The following is a 22,653-nucleotide window of genomic DNA, read 5'->3' on the forward strand; positions in this document are numbered from 1 at the left end:
TACTCGTCGGTTGCGCATTTGACTCGACATATCCAGATGGGACAGACTACTTCTGAAGAGGTGAGAGTATGACTTGTCGAAATGAAAACGACATCGTTCGACGCACACTGATTGCTCTTTTGAGTCCTGAGTCATTCTCGTCAGCGTCCACGGCCGATATGTACATCCGTAAAGGAAAATTTCGCCGGAGCGGCTGCACGGCCCCACGGACATCCGAGCCGGTTGTTGCCGAACCCGTCGCCGCCCGTATATCCATTGTCGAGCAGCGTACGTCGCAAACGCTCATTGTCTGCTGGAGTGATCCGCAATCCGGACACTACGCTGATCAGGTGTGGCGCAAAGGCGTCGCCCGCAGGTCGTCCTTTTGTGCGTTGACAGGGATGCGCATTTATCCCGGCGATCGCGTATTCCAGCCGTATGCCTGCAAAGCGCATGTACCCGCGAATCGCGATCGGATGATACTTGCAGCAGTCGTGTCTGAGGATCCGGTTCTCGTTACATGACGCTGAAGGTGCGACGCCAGCGAAAAGCGCTATTCGACGTGGTGACCGACATGTTGCAGCTCGGGATGAAGAAATATATGGACTTTTGTTCCGACGGTTTGCCGTGCCATGAGTGAGATTAGATGTCGAAAGGCTCCAGATTGCTTGTATGTTTCGCTATTGGCCCGTCGTTGTAATCGACTGCGCTAGATGACGCGGCTATGGTAATCACACGATGCGCCGTACGAAGGCGTCATTGATCTATCAACGCATCAAGAACCTGCGCGCGGTGCAGTTGCTGTTAGGTCATGCCAAGCGCGATTGAAGGAAAGCGGAGGTCGGCTTACGCTGAACCAGTTGGATGGACAGGTACCGTGAACTGAAAGCTGGCGCCGCGGACTACGTTTGCGCTGGCCCATAATCGGCCGCCGTGTGCTTCGATGATTGAGCGGCAGATCGACAGCCCCATGCCCATCCCGCTAGCCTTCGTCGTAAAAAACGGCTCAAAGAGGCGCTCGATGTTCTCGGGGGCGATACCCGGCCCGGAATCCCTTACTGCCACAAGGACGGCACCCGGCTCATTCATGGCGGTGCTGATCGTCAATTCGCGAGGTCCAGCCTCAACCGAACTCATTGCATCAATGGCATTGAGAGCAAGGTTTAGCATCACCTGCTGGAGTTGCACCTGATCGCCTTTGATGACTGGCAAGTCATCCGCAAGCTGCAGCCGCACAGAGACACCCTTCCCATTGGCTTCACTCGACGTGAGCGCGATGACCTCGCGAATCGCCTCGTTGATCTGCAGGATCTCGATGCACATCGGGGCCTTTTTCACGAGGCCATGAATGCGCGTCATCACTTCGACGGCGCGCCCGGCGTCACGGACAATCCGATCGAACGCCTGGCGGAGCTCCCTCATATCGGGCGGCTCGTGGGCGAGCCAGCGCAGACCTGTCGACGCATTAAGCTTGATTCCCGCGATGGGCTGCTTCATTTCGTGACTGATCGAGGCCGCGAGCTGCCCAATTGCCGTGATGCGGTTGGCATGCGCGAGCTCGAGCTGCATCTGGCGTGCCTCCGCTTCCGCCCGTTTGCGCTCGCTCAGATCGAGCACAAACACGATACCTTGAGTCCCGCGCTCGTCCAGCATCGCCACCCCGTTCAACACTGGCACGCGGCTGCCGTCCTTCCTGAAGTACTCCTTCTCGTAGGGCTGTAACATACCCGTCATCTTCAGCTCCGGCGTCCACTCGCTTCTGTGGCGCTCGAGCCACTCCGGTGGCGTAAGGTCCGTCCAGCGTAGACGCCCCGCCAGGAAATCGTCACGGTTGTATCCGACGATGCGAAGAAACGCGTCATTGGTTTCGAGGATCCGGCCTTCGAGATCGCCAATGAAGATTCCGACGATGTTGGCGTCGACAAGGCGCCGGATCTTCGCTTCGCGCTCCGCAAGATCGCGGTACAGACGGGCGTTCTCCAGCGTCATTGCAGCCTGGGAAGCCAGTACCTTCAGGACCGCAATCCTCGCCGGGGTAAAGGCGCCGGCCGCGAGATGGTTTTCCAGATAAAGCAGTGCAATCAGCCTGCCCTGTTTGACGAATGGCAGACAGAGGATCGATCGCGCCTGCACCCTGGCAATGTACTCGTCGTTGGAGAACGCGCCCCCGGCCGAGGCGTCGTCGAGGATGACGCTCTCCTGTGTGCGCGCGCAGTACTGGAGAATCGACTCGGGCAGTTGGGCGGCAGAGATCGGTGCCTCGCGAAGCGCGACCGTGACTGCGCTGCCGTCTGTATCGGCTTGCGCCTCGATCCATAGCTCGGCAGCCCGCGGGACCACGAGCAGGCCGCGTTGCGCACCGGCGTGTTCCACTGCAGTGCGCATCAGCGCGTTCATAAGATTCTCGAGCACAATTTCGCCCGACACGATCTGCGAGACGCTCAGAACCGTAGCAAGATCTAGCTGCTCGATTGGCGTGCCGGGTGTGGCCGTCTGGCGTGGAGTGTTCGCATAGGGCTTGAGGTTGGGGTAGCACAGTTCAAGCTGGCGCGCCTTGCCATTGGCTCCCCAGCGCAGATAAGCGTCATGGGCATCCTGCAGGTAGCCGCGCGCTGCTTTCTCGGAACCGCGCGTCGAAAAGAAACGCGCAGCAAGTTCGTTCGCAAGCGCCTCGTTGTGTACGAAGCCGTTTGCCTGGGCCGAGCGAATCGCTTGATCGTAGTGACTCATGGCATCGAGCGCGCGGCCCTCGACCCGGGCGATCTCCGCCCTCACCAGGGCGACGCGGTTCTCGAAATTTTCCGGGCAAATACCGGCCCAGATCTCGAGTTGTCTTTGATGGTCAGCAAGCGCCCCCAGGTGAACCTCTCGCTCATCAGCCGTCGCCGTATCGAAACAGGCCGCGCGAGACAACGCGCCGTAGAAATGGTATTCGGCGACTTCGAAGGTTGGCGACGTCCAAAGTAGCCGTCGCGCCCGCAATGACGCATCGAGCGCCGCACCATAGTCGCCGGCGAAGAACCGCGCCTGCAGCTTGCGGATCCAGTACCAGCACTCGGCAATGGCCAGATTCGGGTTCTCCGTGAAGCGGCGTTCGATCCGAAGCTCATCAAAATCCGCATCGTCGGAGCGGCCAAAGGTCGGCGTCAGTCCCCTCAGCGTCCGTACCAGGCCGAGTTGGGCACTGATGCGGTCAATCGCCGCACCGAATCGTATCTTCTGCGCAAACGCGAGCCCCCGTTCGGCTTCGACTTGCACCTGGTCCAGCGGATCGCCGGCGGCAAGCAGGTTCGTATTCAGGTGGCTGCAAGTGTACGCCGCATAATTCAGGTCCCCGCTTTGGTGGGCCGCCTCGAATGCTCGACGCAACAGTTCGCGGCCAGCCCGGATGTGTCGCTTCCACGGCAGGACGCCGAAGGCGATATAGGTCAGGGCCTGGATGCACTTTAGCCCGCGCTGTTCGACGAGCTCGTAGCCGAGGTGGCCGAATCGATATCCGGTCTCGTAGTCGCCGAGGCGTATGCCAGCGATCACGCCGAGCCACGTATAGGCGAGACAGGACGCGTCAGCGTTGCCGTGCTCGAGACTCAGGTTGACCATGCGACAGGTGATCAGCAAAACCAGGTTCGCATCCGTGTACAAGGCAGGCACCGCGAGCTTGGCCAGCACATCGAGGGCCGCGAGGGATGCCGGGTCGCTCATCAAGGGCAGATCGACAAGTGCCTCAATTGGGCGGTCTCCAAGGGTCGACCAGATCCGCTGATACTCCCGGCGCACTTCCTCTTCCGTCGGATGCGGCGACCACTCGATGCCCAGGCGCCGGAGGCATTCGAGACCGACGCCGGCCGCGCGGCCGCTCTGATCGCGGGTCACGTGCAGATCCATGTGCAGACATGCGACGCGCGCGGCTTCCACCTCATCTTGCGTGCGCTCTGCCAGTGCTGCCAGACGCTCATCCGCAGCCGCCAGCGCTCCGGTCAGAAATTCGCATTCGGCCCGATGCAGCTCCAGTGCGAAGATGAGCGCCCGTTGGCGATCCCAGCCATCTTCGCCCACGAGCGCCGCGCCGGCGACCAGATATTTGAGCGCTGAGGCATAGGCGCTGGAAGCCTTGGCGCGCTTCCCGGCGATCAGGTTGAACCCGGCGAGCTGATCACGCTCCGCTCGTGACGCGATCAGCGGGATCGCGCGGTCAAGCTGGTTGACGATCTCGAAGATTGCTTCGTCGCGCTTCTCAGCCGGCGTGTGCTCCGCCAGCAGTCGGCCGATGCGAAGATGGGTTTCGCCCCGCTGCTTTTCCTCGATCAACGAATACGCGGCTTCCTGAACGCGATCGTGGGCGAACCGGTAGCCAGCCGCGCGGCGCTCGACCAGTTCCAGCCGGACGGCGGGCCAGAGCGCCCCATGGACCAGCTCTTCCGACGTCCCGAGGACCAGTGAGAGCGTCGCCGTCCCGGCGCTATTGCCAAGACATGCCAGTTGCTGCAGCGCATGCTGTGTTTCGCCTGGCATGCGCGTGAGTTTCGCGACCATGAGATCGACGACGTTATCGGTATAGCCCTTGGAGTGAATGTGATCGAGATCCCAGCCCCAGCGGGCAGCATCGTGGTCAAAGACGAGCATGCCCTCGTCGGCGAGTGACGACAGGAACTGGATGGCAAAGAACGGATTACCGCCGGTTTTCTGGTAGACCAGTTGCGCGAGCGGTGCGGCGTATTCGGTCTTACAGCGAAGCGAGTCTGCAAGCAACTGCTGCAGATGCGCTTGCGCAAGCGGCGCAAGGGCGATCTGCGTGACCTTGCCACCGGCGGCCTTCACGGCTTCGAGTTTGCGCCTCAGAGGATGGTCTGCTGTCACCTCGTTATCGCGATAGGCACCGATCAACATGAGGTGCTGCAGTTCCGACCGGGTCAACAGGTCCTCGAGCATATCGAGCGTGGCCGAGTCGAGCCATTGCAGGTCGTCGAGAAAGAGCGCCAGTGGATGGTCCGCCCGGGCAAAGACGCCGATAAAACGCTGCAACACCAACTGGAAGCGCCGTTGCGCGTCCTGCGGCGGAAGCTCGGGGACAGGTGGCTGTTCACCGATGATGAGCCTGAGCTCGGGGACGACGTCAATCATCAGCCGTGCGTTCGGCCCGAGCGCGTCCAGAAAGGCGTCGCGCCAGCCGGAGAGCTCGACGTCGCGCTTGCCGAGCAGCGGCCGCACCAGGCTCTGAAAAGCCTGAGCGAGCGTCGAATAGGGGATGTCGCGCTTGTACTGGTCAAACTTGCCCGCGGCGAAGAGCCCGCGCGGTGGCACCAGCACACGGTGCAGTTCATTGACCACTGCGGACTTGCCAATGCCCGAATAGCCGGAAACCAGCACCAGCTCCGGCGCGCCGCTTTTGACGATGCGATCGAAGCAGGCGAGCAGGGTCTCGACTTCGTCTGCGCGCCCGTAGAGCCTTTCCGGGATGAGCAGCCGGTCGGGTGTGTCCTGCTCACCGGGTGCAAAGTCGTTGATGTAACCTTGGGTTTCCCACTCGGTGAGGCATCGCCGCAGGTCGCGCTCGACGCCGCCTGCGGTCTGGTAGCGCTCCTCGGCCGTCTTCGCCATCAGCTTCATGATAATGGCCGACAGCGGGGCGGGGACACCGTCCAGGCGCTCGCTGGGCGGCACCGGCTGTCGCGCGATATGGCAGTGCACCCATTCCATCGGATCGCCCGCGGTGAACGGCAGAGAACCGGTGAGCATCTGGTAGAGCGTGACGCCGAGCGCATAGAGATCGCTGCGGGCGTCGATCGAGCGGTTCATGCGCCCGGTCTGTTCGGGGGCCATGTAGGCAAACGTGCCGGCGAGGGTCTCTGGCGGCTCGGGCGCCTGTCGCTCGCGTCGCAGCTGCGACGCAATGCCGAAGCCGGTCAGCCTCGGCTGTCCGTCCGTGCAGTTCACAAGGATATGGGCTGGCTTGAGGTCCTTATGGATGAGGCCGCGCTGGTGAAGCTTGCCCAGCGCTGCGGCGATCCCAACGGCGAGGCGCACCACATTGCCCACCGCCATGGGCGCGCCGATCAGCCGCTCAAGCGGCTCACCGCCCGGATCCTCAAGCACAAGCAGCGTCCCACCGCCTTCCCGCACTAACTCAAGCGGCCGCACCGCCCACGCGCCGTCAAGTTCGTTCTTCAGTTCAAATTCGTGCGTGAGCCGATCGAGGCTGGCAGGTGATGGCTGCTCAACAGTGGGCCGCGCAATGAGCAGGGTCCCGTAACCGCCATCGGCCGGCAGTCGTGCGCGGTTGAACATGCGCTCGCCATCCTCCCACAACGTCTGCAAGCCGTTGCACATCGCGCCGTAACCACGGGTAGCCATTTGCCACACTCCGTTATGGCGTCAGCATACACCCGACGACTTATGAAGACCGAGCCCACTCTTTGACGCGGAAGTGTTCCGGCTCCCGCAGATCGCCTGTGAACAGGACGCATGATCTGGCGTCAACGACCGCAGGCGGATCACCGCCGTCCCCGCCGCTATCCGGAACTCCTCGCGTCCTCGCCGTGCGTTGCGAACACCGGCGCTTCCGACGCCGGTGAACGAACTATCGATGCCATCGTGCAATAGAACGCCACAGCGCGGTCGGCCTGTGCTGGCGTCATGGCGGGCTGACACCAGGCCGCTGGAAATTTCATTAAGCAGGAGACCGCCGTGGATCGGAACACCCCGAAGATCATCGATATCGCGCTGGGCGCGGAGATCAACTGCTACCCTTGCGCCGACCTCGAAGTATGCGGTTACTTGACCGGCTCCTCCCGGCAGAACACCGGTACTGCAGACGCGTGCACCGTGACCGCTGCGCCGCTATGTGAATCCGGGTACTGGGGCACGCGCGGCGTCTCAAGTGCGGTGCTGTGGGCGCAGCTAGACGCGCTGTGGTTATGAGCTCACTCCCGACGAGCCATCCGCGGACTGTGCCATAGCCAGATGGCGCCAGTCACGGCGCTGCACGCGAGACCTCACGATCAAAAAAGAGACGCCATGGGGACGAAGGCGTCTTCGCATGGGTAACCAGATACGCCTTGCCATATTGCTCATAGACCATCGGTGTAGGCTGGCCGCCGCCAGGGAGTACGTCACTCCACACCATCTCGCCGGTCCGGATATCGATCGCCTTCATCGGGTCGTCGTTCGCTGCCTAGATGAAAATCAGTCTACTCGACGTCACGACCGATCTTACATTGTTAGTTATGCAAATTTAAAGCGCAGCAAATGTGTGGGCATGTCGAACGGACCGTTGAGGCGGACCGACCCCGAATGGACGATCCCAAAGCGTTTTGCCAGTGGCGATCGATCGCACGGATGCCGCCATAAATCCCGCGATGTCATTCTGACCGTGATCCCGCGACTAAAAAATATCGCGCCGGCGTGAAGGTAATACCAGCTTCCCTTGGGTATCGACATGCGCGTGGCAGTGAGACCGAACACGACACCCGCAAGGAGGACGCGGAAACCCGTCGACGGCCACGATTTCTACATTTCCGTGTCATTGAAAACGTCCGGAAGTTGTCGTTCAGGAACTGAGGGTAGGTCGGAGGCGATGTCAGAGGCCATTGCACGATGGTGTTAACGACGCCCTCGTATGCGTGGAAAGTGGCCTTTTAAACCCAAAGTGCAATTGCGGTCGCTCTGGGCACACCCTAAATTGGTTCGCAGACGGATACCAATGAGGTCACTCCATGAACCGCAACTTCGGACGATCAAGCGGTAAGCAAGGCGCAAACCGCACAGTCGCCGAAGCATCGGCGGACGTTGCGCTCTGCGGTTTCAATGATGAGCCCGCCCTCGGTTCTCACCTGGTCACGCAACGCTGCGGCTACGAACATCACGGCGTTTATGTCGGTCGCGGCAAGGTCATTCACTACGCTGGTTTCGCCAAGTCCGCGCATCGCGCCCCGGTCGAAGAGGTTTCGCTCGAACAGTTCGCCGACGGTCACGTCGTGGTCGTGCGTCCGCATCCGTTCCCGAAGTATTCCGGCGCAGAGACCGTGGTGCGCGCGCGCTCGCGCCTCGGCGAAAATCGCTATCGCCTGCTGACGAACAATTGCGAGCACTTCTGCGCATGGTGCCTGCTCGGTGAAAGCCGCAGCGAACAGATTCATGTATGCCTCACGCATCCGCGCAAGGGCATCCATACGTTGCTCTGCCTCGTGAGCACTTTCATCGGCAACCGGATGAAAATCGGCCGCACCGTTGTTGGCCCAGCATGAACGGCATGAACGCCGTAATTGAAACTGCACTGGGCCATCGCCCGCAAACGCCGACGATTCGTCAATTGGCGAACATGGAAGGAGCGTTTCCACTCTGATACCTGCCGCTGCTACTCCGACGGTTCGACCGGCAGCAACGGGTCGGTATGGTGCGTTCGCCGTCGGCCAGGGAGTGCCGGTCGCCGCCGTCAGGCAACGCCCGTTCGGGCCGTGCCCACCGAGCAATTGATAGTCACATGTCGACAGAACCCTCAATCAGGCAAACGGTCGCACTGTCGCACGCATGGGCGATTCATGGAATAGGGGGCGACGGGCTGACGAGGGCAGTGCGGAATACGCTTCAATGTTATGTGTTTAGGATATCTACGCGATTGTACATAAATCAAATTAGCGATGTCGCTTCTGACGATAAGGAATACATATCAATCGTCGATTGGCCTAGAAATCGAGCGAACTGCGCGCACGGGCGCTTCTCGGGATTTCTGAATATGTTAGAGAGCCGCATCGCCAGTCCTCCGTCGCTCGGTTACGGCGCGCTGCACGCTTTGCGCGGTGACATCGCTACTGACGCAGACCTGGTCAAGCGTGCCATCCGCGAATGGGTGGATATTGAATTGGGCGCGGAGCTGCGGTGGAATTACCGATATTCACCGGAACTCGTTAGGCGTGTCTTCGCAGAGACATGCCTGAATCCCGCGTGCTTTCAGGAGCAGGGGTTTGGGTTGCCGCCGATGAGGCCCCCGGTCTCACGCTGTAGTTGGTGTTCAAATCGAGTCCGGGGCGGGTATCCCTGATTTCGCCGCTATGTGCCCGCCGACATGCGCCGTTTGCGAGCTCCCTGCATGCGATCCTCGCACCGCCGACGCTCGCCAGTTTCGACCAATTGGGATCACTTGCGCGCAGACCGCGGGCCGCCGCGTGGACGGCCCGCAATTTTACGCGACTTACATTTCCCCAAAACCGCCACCGCCGGGCGTCTCCACGACGAACACATCGCCTTCTGTCATCTCGACGCTCGCAATATGACCCAGTGCGACAATTTCGCCGTCGGCGCGCTCGACGCGATTGCTGCCCGGCTTTCCCGCGCATCCGCCCGCCGCGCCGAACGGTCCATGAATGCGGTTGTTCGAGAGAACCGAGGCGGTCATCGGCGAGAGAAAGCGGATGCGTCGGATTGCACCATTACCGCCTCGCCAGCGTCCCGCGCCACCCGACTCCGCGCGGATCACGTGCGATTCCAGTCGCACCGGATAGCGCCATTCGAGCACTTCGGGATCGGTCAGGCGCGAGTTGGTCATGTGCGTCTGCACCGCGTCAACCCCGCTGAAGCCTTCGCCGGCGCCACTGCCGCCCGCGATCGTCTCGTAGTATTGATATCGCGCGTCGCCGAACGTGAAGTTGTTCATCGTGCCTTGACTCGACGCCACGATGCCGAGCGCACCATATAGCGCATTGGTGATGGCCGAGGACGTCTCCACATTGCCCGAGACCACGGCGGCCGGATAGACGGGATTGAGCATCGAGCGCTCCGGGACGATCACGGAGAGCGGCTTCAGGCAACCTGCGTTGAGAGGTATCTCGTCGCCCACAAGCGTGCGGAACACGTACAACACGGCGGCCATGCAAACCGCCTTCGGCGCGTTGAAGTTGTTCGGCAGTTGCGCGGACGTGCCGCTGAAATCGATGGTCGCGCTGCGCGTCGTGACATCGACCCGAATGGCGACTTCGATCATCGCGCCGTTATCGAGTTCGTAACGGTAGCTGCCGTCCTTGAGCGCGCCGATCACGCGGCGCACCGCTTCTTCGGCGTTGTCCTGCACGTGCTGCATGAAGGCGAGCACCACATCGCGGCCGAATTGCGCGACCATGCGGCGCAACTCGTCTACGCCTTTCTGGTTTGCGGCGATCTGGGCGCGCAGGTCGGCCATGTTCTGCGCGACGTTGCGCGCCGGATAGCGGCCCGACGCAAGCAGCGCGCGCGTTTCGACGTCGCGCAGCACACCCGCTGACACGAGCTGCCAGTTGTCGATCAACACGCCTTCTTCTTCGATATGCGACGAAGCAGCCGGCATCGACCCGGGCGTGATTCCGCCGATATCCGCATGATGCCCGCGCGAGCCGACGTAGAAGAGCGGCTCGGCTGAATCGTCGGCGAACACGGGCGTAATGACGGTCACGTCGGGCAAGTGTGTGCCGCCGTGATATGGATCGTTGAGCATGAACACATCGCCGTCGCGCATCACGCCGCGATTGCGCTCGATGACGGTCTTGATGCTCTCGCCCATCGATCCCAGGTGCACGGGCATATGCGGCGCGTTCGCAATCAGGTTGCCCGCGGCATCGAAGATCGCGCACGAAAAGTCAAGACGCTCCTTGATGTTCACTGAATACGCCGTGTTTTGCAGGCGCAGTCCCATCTGCTCCGCAATCGACATGAACAGGTTGTTGAAGATCTCGAGGCGCACCGGGTCGGCTTCGGTGCCGATCGAGCGGCGTGTCGGCAGCGGCTGTACGCGCGTCATGATGACGTTGCCTTGCTCTGTCAGCGCCGCCTGCCAGCCCGGTTCCACCACGGTCGTGCCGTTCTTTTCAGCAATGATCGCCGGGCCGTCGAGCGCGTCGCCCGCACACAGCGTTTCGCGCTGATAAAGCGACGCGTCGTGCCAGTGACCGCCCGAATACATGCGCACGACCGTCTGCGCGCGCGGCGCGTCGCCGGCTGCGCGCTGCGGCACATTGCCGGCGTCGACGGGCGCGTTCGAGTGGCCAACCGCTTCGACGGAGGCGAGTTCAGCGATGAGCGGCGTTCCGGGCATCAGGAACGCGTACCGCTGCCGATACGCGGCTTCAAAAGCGGCGCGCATGGCATCGATGCTGCCAGCCGGCACCGCCAGCGCCGAATCGGTGCCCTCATAGCGCAGATGGACCCGGCGTGTCGTCGTGATGCGCGGGGCGTCGACGCCCTGTTCGAGCAGGACGCTGGCGGCATCGGCTGCGAGCGCATCGAGCGCGCCTTCGAGTGTCGCAAGCGAGGCCTCGTCGAGCGCAATTTCGAGCGCGCGCTCGCGCATCGCCGTCTGGTCCGCGAGCCCCATGCCGTAAGCGGAGAGCACGCCCGCGAGCGGATGGGCGAACACGCGCGTCATGCCGAGCGCGTCGGCCACACCGCACGCGTGTTGCCCGCCCGCGCCGCCGAACGTCGTCAGCACATACCGCGAGACGTCGTGGCCGCGTTGCACCGAGATCTTCTTGATGGCATTGGCCATGCTGCCAATGGCGATCTCGAGATAACCTTCCGCGAGCTCTTCTGGCGTGCGGCGCCGTCCCGTAGCCACGTAGATTTCATCGGCAAGTGCCCGAAAGCGTTCGGCGACGACCTCGCGGTCGAGCGGCTCGTTCGCGTGCGGACCAAAGACGCGCGGGAAATAATTGGGCTGAATCTTACCGAGCATCACGTTGCAGTCGGTGACCGCGAGCGGGCCACCGCGCCGGTACGCCGCCGGGCCGGGGTTCGCGCCCGCCGAGTCGGGACCCACGCGCAGCCGCGCGCCGTCGAACCCGAGGATGGAGCCGCCGCCTGCCGCCACGGTATGGATACTCATCATCGGCGCACGCATGCGTACGCCCGCTACCTGGGTTTCGAATACGCGCTCGAACTCGCCGTTGAAGTGCGAGACGTCCGTCGACGTGCCGCCCATGTCGAAGCCGATCATACGCTCAAAACCTGCTGCCTGTGCCGCGCGCACCATGCCAACGATGCCGCCCGCCGGACCGGAGAGGATTGCGTCCTTGCCCTGAAAGACATCGGCGCGCGTCAGTCCGCCGCTGCTCTGCATGAACTGCAGGTTCACGCCGGGCATTTCGCCGGCGACCTGATCCACATAACGGCGGAGGATGGGTGAGAGATACGCATCAACGACGGTCGTATCGCCGCGCGAGACGATCTTCATCAGCGGCGACACTTCGTGGGAAACCGAGATCTGCGTAAAGCCTATCCGAAGCGCGAGATCGGCGAGTTCGCTTTCATGGCACGTATGGCGATAACCGTGTATTAGCACGATCGCGAGCGAGCGGATGCCGGCGTCGAAGACCTCGCGTAGTGCACGTTCCGCTGCACCACGATCGAGCGGGGCGACCACTTCGCCCCGCGCGCTTACACGTTCGTCGATTTCTACCACACGCTCGTAGAGCGCTTCCGGCAACGCGATGTCGAGATCAAACAGGCGCGGTCGGTTCTGATAGGCGATGCGCAACACGTCTCGAAAGCCGCGCGTGGTGACGAGCGCCACGGGCTCGCCCTTGCGTTCGAGCAGCGCGTTGGTCGCCACCGTCGTGCCCATCTTGACCATCTCGACGTCGCGCGGCGTGATGGGTTCACCGGCTCGCAGGCCGAGCAGGTGGCGAATGCCGGCGACCGCCGCGTCGCGATACTGCTCCGGATTTTCGGAGAGGAGCTTGTGCGTGGTGAGCGTGCCGTCCGGGCGGCGCGCGACGACGTCGGTGAACGTGCCGCCGCGGTCGATCCAGAACTGCCAGCGGGACGGTGTGCAAACATCGGAGGCGTGATCGTGATTCATTGTGTGGTGGTCGTGATGCGAAAGTGGTAATGGAATGCGCACGGTGCCAATCGGGTGCCAATCGGGTGCCAATCAGGCCGATTCCAGCTCGCGGCCGCGCGTTTCGGGCAGCGTGAGCGCGGCGATGACCAGCACGCCATACGCTGCGACGGCGAAAATCCCGATGCTCGTGCCCAGACCGAACCGGCTCGACAGCGCGCCGATCAGCACCGGAAACAGCGCACCGATCGCGCGGCCGACGTTGTAGCAGAACCCCTGGCCCGAGCCGCGCACACGCGTCGGAAAGAGTTCGGTGAGGAACGCGCCCATGCCGGAGAAGATGCCCGACGCGAAAAAGCCGAGCGGAAAGCCGAGCCACAGCATCGACGTATTCGTGAGCGGCAGCGAGGTGTACGCGAATGCAACCGCCATCGAGCCCACCGCGAACAGAATGAAGTTCGGCTTGCGGCCGAGGCGGTCCGTGAGCCACGCGCTACACAGATAGCCTGCGTAAGAGCCTGCGATGATCGTTGCCAGATAGCCACCCGTGCCCATCACCGTCAGATGACGTTCCGTCTTGAGGAACGTCGGCAGCCAGGTCGTGATTGCGTAGTAGCCGCCCTGTGCGCCCGTCGTGAGAAGGGCGGCGCGCAGTGTCGTCGAGAGCAGCTTCGGCGAGAAGATTTCAGTGAAGCGCGGCTTGTCTTGCGTGTCCCGCTGCTGGGCCTTTGCGTGTTCGAATACTTCGGGTTCCTTGACGTAGCGACGGATCACGAGCACGAGCAGGGCAGGGATCAGCCCGATCAGGAACAATGCGCGCCAGGCGATTTCGGGTGCCATCGCGGAGAACAGCAACGCGTAGAGGAGGGCCGCCATGCCCCAGCCGAGCGCCCAGCCCGACTGCACAAGACCGACCGCCTTGCCGCGATCGCGTGCGCGGATCACTTCGCCAATCAGCACCGCGCCTGCCGTCCACTCGCCGCCGAAACCGAAGCCCATCAGCGCACGCGCCGCGAGCAACTGGCCATAGTTTTGCGCGAGGCCGCACAGACCCGTGAACACCGCAAACCACAACACGGTGAGTTGCAACGTGCGCACGCGGCCGATGCGATCGGAAAGAATCCCCGCGATCCAGCCGCCGAGCGCGGACGACAGCAGCGTCAACGTGCCGATGAAGCCCGCGTCCGCGAGCGAGATGCCCCAGGTGGCAACGAGCGTCGGGATGACGAAGGAAAGCATCTGCGTGTCCATGCCGTCGAGCATGTAGCCGACCTTGCAGCTCCAGAACGCGCGGCGCGCGCGCGGACCGGCTTCGGCGTACCACGAAAGTCGCGGACTTCCCGTCGTCGCTGTCATGTCGGCGGCTTCGCCGGCGCTCGCCGTGAGTGTCTTGCTGTCCATCTGTTGCTCCTGTGGATAGACGCATGGGTAACGATTGAAGCCACGCACGACGGCAGGGATGCGTCATCCCCCCGGGCAGTGCGGCCGGATGGCTTCAAGGTGCTGTGAATCGCTGCAAGGCGGCGCGCTGCCGCGACGATCAGAAAATGGCCAGCGACGCGTTCGTGATATCCGTCATCAGCATGTGGCCCGGCGCGTGCGCAATCGCAAGCGGCAGTTTCGCGGCCATCAGTGCCGTTTGCGGCGTCACGCCGCAAGCCCAGTAGACGGGTAGTTCGCCCGCGCGGATCGTGACCGCGTCGCCGAACTCGGGGCGCGCGAGATCGGCGATGCCGAGTTCCGCGGGATCGCCGATATGCACGGGCGCGCCGTGCACGCCCGGAAAGCGGCTCGTGATCTGTACGGCGCGGATCGCGTCGGCGCCGCGTAGCGGCCGCATCGACACGACGAGTTCGCCACCGAACACGCCCGCGCGCCGGTTCGGGATATTGGTGCGGTACATCGGCACATTGCGGCCCTCTTCGACGTGGCGCAGGCCGATGCCTTCCTTCGCGAGCATGTGCTCGAACGAGAACGAGCAGCCAATCGCGAACACGACGAAATCGTTTTGCCAGAGAGCTTCGATCGATTCGACGCGCTCGCTCAGGTTGCCGTCGCGATAGACGTTGTACGCGGGCACGTCGGTGCGGATATCGATGTCGCGCCCGAGCACCGGCACGTGAAACTCGCCCGGCTCGCCCACGCCGAGCAGCGGACACGGCTTCGGGTTCGCATGGCAAAAGCGCAGGAAATCGTGCGCGTGTGCGGCGGGCAGGATCGCGAGATTCGCTTGCGCGTAGTCGCCGCAATGGCCGGCAGTCGGGCCTCGGAAGTCGCGATGGCGTACAGCCTGGCGGAATTCAGATGGAGTCATGGTGTCAGCGGTGCTCTGGCGGATTGCGTGGGTTTGCGTCGGTTTGTCTGCGGCGGGCGATGCGTTTTGCCTACCGTCAGGCGAAGCATAGAAAAGAAGAAAATTTGACGCCAACTAGTTTTCTTTGCGCCAGATGAATAGAATTTCTTAACAGAACTGCGGGTTTGCCCGAGTAACGTTCATTTTTTGGAGCGGCTTGATTCCGCCTGCGTCCCATCCTTGGGCTATGAATACGCGCTTTCTCGAAACCTTCGTCACACTTGCCAAGCTGCGGAGTTTCCGCACCACGGCGGCCGCGCTGCACGCCACGCCCGCCGCGATCTCGCAGCGCCTGAAGGCACTGGAAGACGAATTGAAGACCGTGCTCGTCGATCGCGAGAGTCGCGAGTTCCGGCTCACGCCGAACGGCGAATATCTGCTCGGCTACGCAAAGGCCGTGGTCGAGGCGACGCGCCAGTTGCAGGCCGCCGCGTCACATGAGGGCGCGATGCGTGGCAAGCTGCGGCTCGGGGTCATCGAAACGGTGGTGCACAGCTGGCTCGCCGATTACATGCGACGGCTCTCGAACGACTTTCCGCAGCTCGAAGTGGAACTTGCGGTGGATGTGAGCGTGGTGTTGCAGCGGCGACTGATGGCGGGCGAACTCGATCTCATCGTTCGCGTGGAAGGCAGCGACGAGGAATCTGTCGTTTGCGATGCGCTCGCGAACTATCCGGTGCACTGGATCGCGCGCGCGGGGCTGCTACCGCTGTCGCGCAGCGGACTCGCGAAACGTGTGCTAGGTCATCCCATTCTCACCTTCGGGCGCGGCACGGCTCCCCATCGCGCGCTGGAAGACATTGTCAGCAAGCTCGCGCTTGCCAACGGGGTTCCGCTCGCGGATACGCGCATCACCGGTTCTCCATCGATTTCGGTGATCGTGCAGCTCGTGCGCGACGGCTTTGGGGTGGCGGCGATTCCGCGGCTGTTCGTCGATGATCTGATCGCGCGCGGTGAGGTGGTCGAATTACCGCTCCAGCCCTCGCCGCCGTCGATCGTGGTGTCGATGTCGCGTCGCGCCGATGCGCCGCTTTTCGTGCACGGCGCGGCGAACGCGGCACGTGCGGCATGTCACGAATACTGCGAGAACGGCGACCGGCGTCTGATCGAGCAGTTGTAGCGCGAAGAGCGAGAGCGCACTGGGTAACTTCACGCGCGTCCACCACCGATTAAATCAGAGGACGGCACCTCGTTTATGCCGCAGCGCTCGACAGATTCTTCTGTTCGCCGGGTAGCTCTATGTTCAGTCAGCGGTTGTCCTCCAGCCACGGTTCACGGTTTCGCTGAGCGGCAACCCTGATCACAATCGGCGTGGCGGCGGGCACGCGGCCCTGACACGCAAGGCGAAGGCGCGGTTGCGTCCATGACAGGCATCGATCAGTTCGTGTCCATGTCAATGGGACGCAGGCCTTCGCGCAAGCGACTTTATGCGGTGACGCGCGGCACGTGAAGCTGTCGAGGCGCGATGCGCGAACCAAACAGTTCCGCAAATCTTGTCTGCATCTGCAACTAACCGTCAGCGAAGTTCTTCTTCATGGCCGGCTTCGCCAGCAATCCGTCAGCAGTGCGAGGAGCGTGCGAGGTGCACGGCGCACGGTTACCGATTCACCAACCGTGCCGGAATCGAAAGCACGAGCATCGCGCCGACGACCAGCACCGCGGCCATCAGCCAGATCGACGCCTCGCTGCTGCCGCTCCACTGCTTGACGAAGCCAACGATACGGTCCGAGAAATCCCGACAGATTGGCGAGACAGTTGATGAGCGCAATACCGGCCGCGGCGGCGGCACCGCCGAGCACCGCCGTCGGCAGCGCCCAGAACAGCGCAGGGATGGCGAGGATGCCGAAGTTAGCGATGCAGAGCCCCACGATGCCGAGCATCACACTGTGCTGTCCAACGACGGTCAGCGACAGCCCGAGCGCGCCGAGCAGATACAGTGTCGCCAGATGCCAGCGCCGTTCGCGGTGCCGATCCGCGCTGCGACCGAAACACAGCATCGCCGGAATCGCGCACAAGCTCGGCAGTGCCGACAGCAATCCGATCGACAGGTCGCTTGCGACGCCCATGTTTTTGATCAGCGTCGGCATCCAGAAGCCGAGGCCGTAAATCGCAAAGATGTCCGCAAAGAAGATCAGGCACATTGCCATCAGATGACGCTTCACGCCCATGTCGCGCAGCGACAGATGTGCCTTCTGCTGCGCCTCCTCGCTCAAAAGCCGTTCTAGCAGAGCACGCTCGGTCGCGTCCAGCCACCCGGCATCGGCGATCCGGTCGTCGAGCGTCACGAGGATCAGCCAGGCCACCACGAACGTAGGCAGCGCCTCGATCGCGAACATCCACTGCCACGCGGCGAGGTTGCCAACGTCGCGCATCGTCTCGAGGATCCAGCCCGACGCCGGCCCGCCGATCAGTCCCGCCAGCGCGAGCGCGACATAGAAGACGCCCATCACGCGGCCGCGTCGTTGCGACGGGAACCACTGTGTCAGGTAGTAGATCACGCCCGGAATGAAGCCCGCCTCGGCAATCCCAAGCAGGGATCGGACGGCATAGAACTCCGCGGGCGTGCGGACGAACATCGTCAGGCCCGACACAAGGCCCCAGCTGACCATGATCCGCGCGAGCCAGCGGCGCGCGCCGACCCGATGCAGGATCAGGTTGCTCGGCACTTCAAACAGGAAGTAGCCGAGAAAAAAGATTCCGGCGCCGAAGCCGTACATCGCGTCGGACAGTCCGAGCGCCTGAGCCATGTGCAGCTTCGCGAAACCAACATTGACGCGGTCGATCGACGCCGCGAGGTAGCCGAGCATCAGAACGGGCAGGATGCGTAGCGCGATCTTGCGGAACAGTTGGTCGTCCTGGCTGGTGCCAATCACAGCGGGCGCGGCTGCGACGGTCGCGCGGGATTCCATCGATTGCATGTCGTCTCCTCCTGAGGCGGGGCGCACATCGCTGGCGCGCGTGTTGGTTTGTCAGGTGGGACGGAGTATCGAACCGGTCCGCGTGGCCGGTCTAATGAAAATATTTGACCCGATCATAGCCGCCAGTTATCGAATTACGCGGCGCCCGCGTACTCGCTGGCGTCCTGATGGAATAGCGCGAGGAACTGCTGGGCCGGGATGCTGAGCGGCCGGTCGCGCCGCACGACACTGCCGTACGACGGCAGCTTTTGCGCGAACACATAGTCGATGATCGCGACGAGCCCGTGTTCCGCGTTGCGCAGCGCCACCGTCAGCGGAATCACGCCGAGCATCGGCGAGCGGTCGACGAGGTTCATCGTCGTCAGGATCGAGCCGGTTTCAATCAGTCCACGCGGCATCGGCAGGTGGTGCATCCGGAACTCGCGCTCGACGACTTCGCGCGCGGGGCTTCCCGCCGGCTGCAGGATCCACACGTAGTCGAGCAGTGCAGCGAAGGTAACGGGTCCGGCGCCCGCGAGCGGGTGATTGCAGCCGGCGACGACCGCGAGCGCCTCGTCGTCGACCACGCGAAACGTGCAGTCGGTCCCGACGTCACGCCCAATCACGACCTCGAGTACGCCCTCGTGCAGTTGCGGCATCAGTCGGTCGCTCGTGTCGACCGCGATATCGATCGCGAGGAGCGGGTAGCGCTCCTTCAGTTGCACGAGCGCCTCGGTGAGCCGCCCCGGCGAGGCCGCCATGATGCTGCCGATTGCGAGCCGCCCGGCGCTGCCGAGCTGCAGCTCCGCGAGCTCGCGGTTCAGTGCCTCGACGCTACCGCGAATGCCGCGGAAATAGCCGAGCACCCGCGCGCCGGCCGGATTGATCACGAGCCCACGGCCCACGCGGTCAAACAGCGGCTGGCCAAGTGCGCTCTCAAGTTCAGCCAGCATCTTGGTCGCCGCCGGCTGCGTCAGTCCGATCCGGTCGGAGGCAGCACGCAGCGTCGAGCATTCGTCGACCGCAAGCAGCAACGCAATCTGGCGCATCCGCAGCCGGTTCAGCAATTGCGAAGTCGAGTCGCGCCTGTCGATCGAGCCCATTTCTGATCACCCCTGGTTATCAATTCATCAAGAGTTTTCAATTTACCGACTCAATCCGTCTACCTAGTATGAACCCCATATGACGAACACGGCCGGCTTCCGGCCTCTACAGGAGACGCACATGCGGAACATCGCAACGGCAGCGCAGCGTATCGCGTACATGGGAGAAACGGCATGACCGTCGGCGCGAACGTGCCCGTCGTCGCGCTGACGCTCGGCGACCCGGCCGGTATCGGCCCCGAGCTGATCGCGAAGCTGCTGGCCCAACCGAACATAGGCGCACGCGCCAACCTCGTGCTGATCGGCGATCGCTGGCTCTGGGAAGCCGGGCAGCGCATCGCTGGTGTCAACGTCGACGTGGAAGCAGTGGGATCGTTAGCCGACGTGCGCAACCGTGGAACGACCGCGTGTCCCGCGTTCGTCGAAATCGACACGATCGACGCGGCGCAGGTCAGGGTTGGTCAGGTCGGCGCCGAAGGTGGCCGCTCAGTATTGAGCGTGCTGAACCGCTGCATGGACGCGGCGCTCGCGGGCGACATCGACGCGATCTGCTTCGCACCGCTCAACAAGCACGCGATGAAGCTGGGCGGGCTGCGTCACGAGGACGAGTTGCATCACTTCGCCGAGTATCTCGGCGTCACCGGCTACTTCTGCGAATTCAACACACTCGGCGAACTGTGGACCGCACGGATCTCGTCGCACATTCCGCTGAAGGACGCGGCGAGCTACCTGAGTGTCGAACGGATCGGGCAGGCGGCGGAGCTGATCTACCGGTCACTGCTCGCGAACGGCGTGATGCTGCCGAAGGTCGCGATCGCTGCGTTCAATCCGCACGGTGGCGATGGCGGCAGTTGCGGCCGCGAGGAAGTCGACATCATCGCGCCGGCGGTTCGGGCGCTGCAGGCGCGCGACTGGCCGACCGGCGAGCCGTTCCATGGCCCGTTCCCGGCCGACACGATCTTCCTGAAGGCGCAGGCGGGCGATTACCAGGCGATCGTCACGATGTACCACGACCAGGGGCAGATCGCGATCAAGCTGCTCGGCTTTTCCCGTGGCGTGACCGTACAGGGCGGGCTGCCCGTGCCGATCACGACGCCCGCGCATGGCACCGCGTATGACATCGCGGGCCGCGGTGTCGCCGATGTGGGCGCGACGTGGCAGGCGCTGCAGATCGCCTGCCGGATGGGCGCCGCGCACCGGCAGCAGGCGATTTCCGCGTGACGACCGGGAGGTCACGCCTGATCACGCATTTTTCGAATCCGATCGAAGCAGAGGAGACACTGCAATGAAGATCAAGTCCGTCCGCGCACGCCTGTTTCAGTGGAAAGGGAAGACCGTGCCGCCGCAGGGCAATTTCTGCTCGAACGCAATGGACATCTTGTATGCGCCGCAGGAGACGATGAGCATGTTCCGCTTCCATTCGTGGACGGTCGTCGAAGTGGAGACGGACGACAGCATCGTGGGGCTCGGCAACGTCGCGCTCGCGCCGCAGGTCGCGAAGCTCATCATCGACGAGTATCTCGCGCCGCTCGTGATCGGCCAGGACCCATGGGACTACGAATACCTGAACCAGCGGATGTACCGCGCAACGCACGCGTGGGGCCGCAAGGGGATCGGGATGGCCGCGATCTCGGCCGTCGACATCGCGATCTGGGACGTGCTCGGCAAGAGCGTCGGCAAGCCGGTGTTCAAGCTGCTTGGCGGTCGCACGAAAGAACGGATTCCCTGCTACTACTCGAAGCTGTACCGGACCGACCTGAAGGCGATGCAGGCCGAGGCGCAGAAGTTTCTCGACCAGGGCTTTCGCGCGTTCAAGATGCGCTTCGGCTACGGCCCGGCGCACGGCCAGCAGGGCGTTGTCGAGAACCTGAAAGCGGTCGAGGCCGTGCGCGAGGTGATCGGCTATGACAGCGATCTGATGCTCGAGTGCTACATGGGCTGGAATGTGGAGTACGCGAAGCGAATCCTGCCGAAGCTGGAGAAGTTCCAGCCGCGCTGGCTCGAGGAACCGGTGATCGCCGACGACATCGATGGCTACGCGGAGCTGAACCGTCTGACGAGCATCCCGATCTCGGGCGGCGAGCACGAGTTCTCGCTGTACGGCTTCAAGCAACTGCTTGACCGCAAGGCCGTGTCGGTCGTCCAGTACGACACCAACCGGGTCGGCGGGATCACGATGGCGCACAAGATCAACGCGCTGTGCGAGGCCTACAGCGTGCCCGTGATTCCGCACGCGGGGCAGATGCATAACTACCACCTGACGATGAGCACGCTCGCGTCGCCGTTGAGCGAGTACTTCCCGATGTTCGACGTCGAGGTCGGCAACGAGCTGTTCTATTACATCTTCGACGGCGAGCCCGTTGCCGAGAACGGCTTCCTGCAACTGCGCGACGACGTGCCGGGCCTCGGCCTGAAGCTGAAGACCGAATTCCTAGACCAGTTCGAGATCGTGGAGTGATCATGGCGGCACGTTACCAGGGCGTATTCCCCGTCGCACCGACGATCTTCACCGGGGAAGGCGCGCTCGATCTCGACGGCCAGCGCCGCTGTCTCGACTTCATGATCGACGCGGGCTCGCAGGGCATCTGCATCCACGCGAATTATTCGGAGCAGTTCGCGCTCGCCGACGACGAACGCGAGATGCTCACGCGAGTCACGCTCGAGCATGTCGCCGGGCGGGTGCCCGTGATCGTCACGACCTCGCATTTCAGCGCACGGATCTGTGCCGAACGCAATCGTCAGGCGCAGGTGCTCGGCGCTGCGATGGTGATGGTGATGCCCCCGTATCACGGCGCGACGTTTCGCGTGTCCGAAGCGCAGATCCATGCGTTCTTCGCGGAGGTGACGGCGGGCCTGCGGATTCCGCTGATGGTCCAGGACGCGCCGGCGAGCGGGACGACACTGTCCGCGCCGTTCCTTGCGAAACTCGCACGGGAGATCGACGCAGTGTCGTACTTCAAGATCGAGACGGCGGGCGCCGCGTCGAAGCTGCGCGAACTGATCGCGCTGGGCGGCGATGCGATCGAGGGCCCGTGGGACGGCGAGGAGGGCATCACGCTACTCGCCGATCTCGACGCGGGCGCGACGGGCACCATGACGGGCGGCGGTTATCCGGACGGCATCCGCCGGATCACCGACGCCTATTTCGCGGGCCGCCGCGACGAGGCGGTCGAGCAGTACGCGCACTGGTTGCCCCTCATCAACTACGAGAACCGGCAATCGGGCTTCCTGACCGCGAAGGCATTGCTGAGGGCGGGCGGCGTGATCGCGTGCGACAAGCCGCGCGCACCGTGGCCCGAGTTACACCCGCAGGTCCGCGCGGGGCTGCTTGACGCGGCGCGGCGGCTCGATCCGCTCGTGCTGCGCTGGGGTCGCTGAAACGTCGCACGCTGCGCATTCGCGCCGCCGCACGGGATTGCGCACGGGCCGGCGCAGATAGGAGGGGCACGACGAGGGCCCGGCTCGCGCCGGCCGGAAGCGGCCCCACAGGCGGTCGGCGAGAAGACCGACCCGGCCGATAAC

General features: G+C 63.3%; 12 protein-coding genes and 3 pseudogenes. 8 read left to right on the forward strand and 7 right to left on the reverse strand.

The features are described 5' to 3' along the window. Nucleotides 1-158 precede the first annotated feature (158 nt). On the forward strand, nt 159-503 hold the full coding sequence (locus AB4Y32_RS32250; RefSeq protein ID WP_368725222.1) for a DUF3331 domain-containing protein: 345 nt from the start codon (nt 159-161) through the stop codon (nt 501-503). A 199-nt stretch (nt 504-702) separates the two neighbouring features. Next, a pseudogene (locus AB4Y32_RS32255) lies at nt 703-807 on the forward strand (integrase); the annotation flags it as partial. A gap of 18 nt (nt 808-825) precedes the next feature. Here the strand turns inward: AB4Y32_RS32255 and AB4Y32_RS32260 are convergent. Then, the gene (locus AB4Y32_RS32260) at nt 826-6,330 is read right to left on the reverse strand and encodes a trifunctional serine/threonine-protein kinase/ATP-binding protein/sensor histidine kinase (protein WP_368725203.1); all 5,505 of its coding nucleotides are present in this window, start codon (nt 6,328-6,330) and stop codon (nt 826-828) included. Between the two features lie 333 nt (nt 6,331-6,663). Here AB4Y32_RS32260 and pqqA point away from each other — a divergent pair, with 333 nt between their 5' ends. Continuing rightward, complete coding sequence (pqqA, locus tag AB4Y32_RS32265) at nt 6,664-6,897, forward strand: pyrroloquinoline quinone precursor peptide PqqA (RefSeq protein WP_368725204.1); 234 nt, start codon at nt 6,664-6,666, stop codon at nt 6,895-6,897. Between the two features lie 52 nt (nt 6,898-6,949). Here pqqA and AB4Y32_RS32270 read toward each other — a convergent pair. Continuing rightward, a pseudogene (locus AB4Y32_RS32270) lies at nt 6,950-7,135 on the reverse strand (hypothetical protein); the annotation flags it as partial. A gap of 556 nt (nt 7,136-7,691) precedes the next feature. Between AB4Y32_RS32270 and AB4Y32_RS32275 the strand changes: the two are divergent. Then, nucleotides 7,692-8,222, forward strand: coding sequence for a lecithin retinol acyltransferase family protein (locus AB4Y32_RS32275; RefSeq protein ID WP_368725206.1), 531 nt, complete (start codon nt 7,692-7,694; stop codon nt 8,220-8,222). Nucleotides 8,223-9,166: 944 nt separating this feature from the next. On the opposite strand, the gene AB4Y32_RS32280 is transcribed toward AB4Y32_RS32275, so the two are convergent. From AB4Y32_RS32280 to AB4Y32_RS32290, 3 genes are all read right to left on the reverse strand, one after another. Beyond that, nucleotides 9,167-12,799: a hydantoinase B/oxoprolinase family protein gene (locus AB4Y32_RS32280; protein ID WP_368725207.1), complete on the reverse strand. Its 3,633-nt coding sequence runs from the start codon at nt 12,797-12,799 to the stop codon at nt 9,167-9,169. Nucleotides 12,800-12,871: 72 nt separating this feature from the next. Then, nucleotides 12,872-14,179: an MFS transporter gene (locus tag AB4Y32_RS32285; RefSeq protein ID WP_368725208.1), complete on the reverse strand. Its 1,308-nt coding sequence runs from the start codon at nt 14,177-14,179 to the stop codon at nt 12,872-12,874. A 139-nt stretch (nt 14,180-14,318) separates the two neighbouring features. Further along, complete coding sequence (locus AB4Y32_RS32290; protein ID WP_368725223.1) at nt 14,319-15,116, reverse strand: putative hydro-lyase; 798 nt, start codon at nt 15,114-15,116, stop codon at nt 14,319-14,321. A gap of 202 nt (nt 15,117-15,318) precedes the next feature. Between AB4Y32_RS32290 and AB4Y32_RS32295 the strand changes: the two genes are divergently transcribed. Continuing rightward, on the forward strand, nt 15,319-16,251 hold the full coding sequence (locus AB4Y32_RS32295; RefSeq protein WP_368725209.1) for a LysR family transcriptional regulator: 933 nt from the start codon (nt 15,319-15,321) through the stop codon (nt 16,249-16,251). A 477-nt stretch (nt 16,252-16,728) separates the two neighbouring features. Here AB4Y32_RS32295 and AB4Y32_RS32300 read toward each other — a convergent pair. Together AB4Y32_RS32300 and AB4Y32_RS32305 are read right to left on the reverse strand one after the other, a co-directional pair. Further along, nucleotides 16,729-18,040: pseudogene (locus tag AB4Y32_RS32300) on the reverse strand (MFS transporter). Between the two features lie 143 nt (nt 18,041-18,183). After that, the gene (locus AB4Y32_RS32305) at nt 18,184-19,131 is read right to left on the reverse strand and encodes a LysR family transcriptional regulator (protein ID WP_368725210.1); all 948 of its coding nucleotides are present in this window, start codon (nt 19,129-19,131) and stop codon (nt 18,184-18,186) included. A 174-nt stretch (nt 19,132-19,305) separates the two neighbouring features. On the opposite strand from AB4Y32_RS32305, the gene AB4Y32_RS32310 reads away from it, so the two are divergent. The 3 genes from AB4Y32_RS32310 (at nt 19,306) to AB4Y32_RS32320 (ending at nt 22,509) form a co-directional block, all read left to right on the forward strand. Continuing rightward, the gene (locus tag AB4Y32_RS32310) at nt 19,306-20,352 is read left to right on the forward strand and encodes a 4-hydroxythreonine-4-phosphate dehydrogenase PdxA (protein WP_368725211.1); all 1,047 of its coding nucleotides are present in this window, start codon (nt 19,306-19,308) and stop codon (nt 20,350-20,352) included. A gap of 64 nt (nt 20,353-20,416) precedes the next feature. Then, on the forward strand, nt 20,417-21,589 hold the full coding sequence (locus AB4Y32_RS32315; protein WP_368725212.1) for an L-rhamnonate dehydratase: 1,173 nt from the start codon (nt 20,417-20,419) through the stop codon (nt 21,587-21,589). A 2-nt stretch (nt 21,590-21,591) separates the two neighbouring features. Then, the gene (locus tag AB4Y32_RS32320; RefSeq protein ID WP_368725213.1) at nt 21,592-22,509 is read left to right on the forward strand and encodes a dihydrodipicolinate synthase family protein; all 918 of its coding nucleotides are present in this window, start codon (nt 21,592-21,594) and stop codon (nt 22,507-22,509) included. Nucleotides 22,510-22,653: the final 144 nt, after the last annotated feature.

The sequence above is a fragment of the Paraburkholderia phymatum genome (assembly GCF_040965635.1).
Lineage (GTDB): Bacteria > Pseudomonadota > Gammaproteobacteria > Burkholderiales > Burkholderiaceae > Paraburkholderia > Paraburkholderia phymatum_B.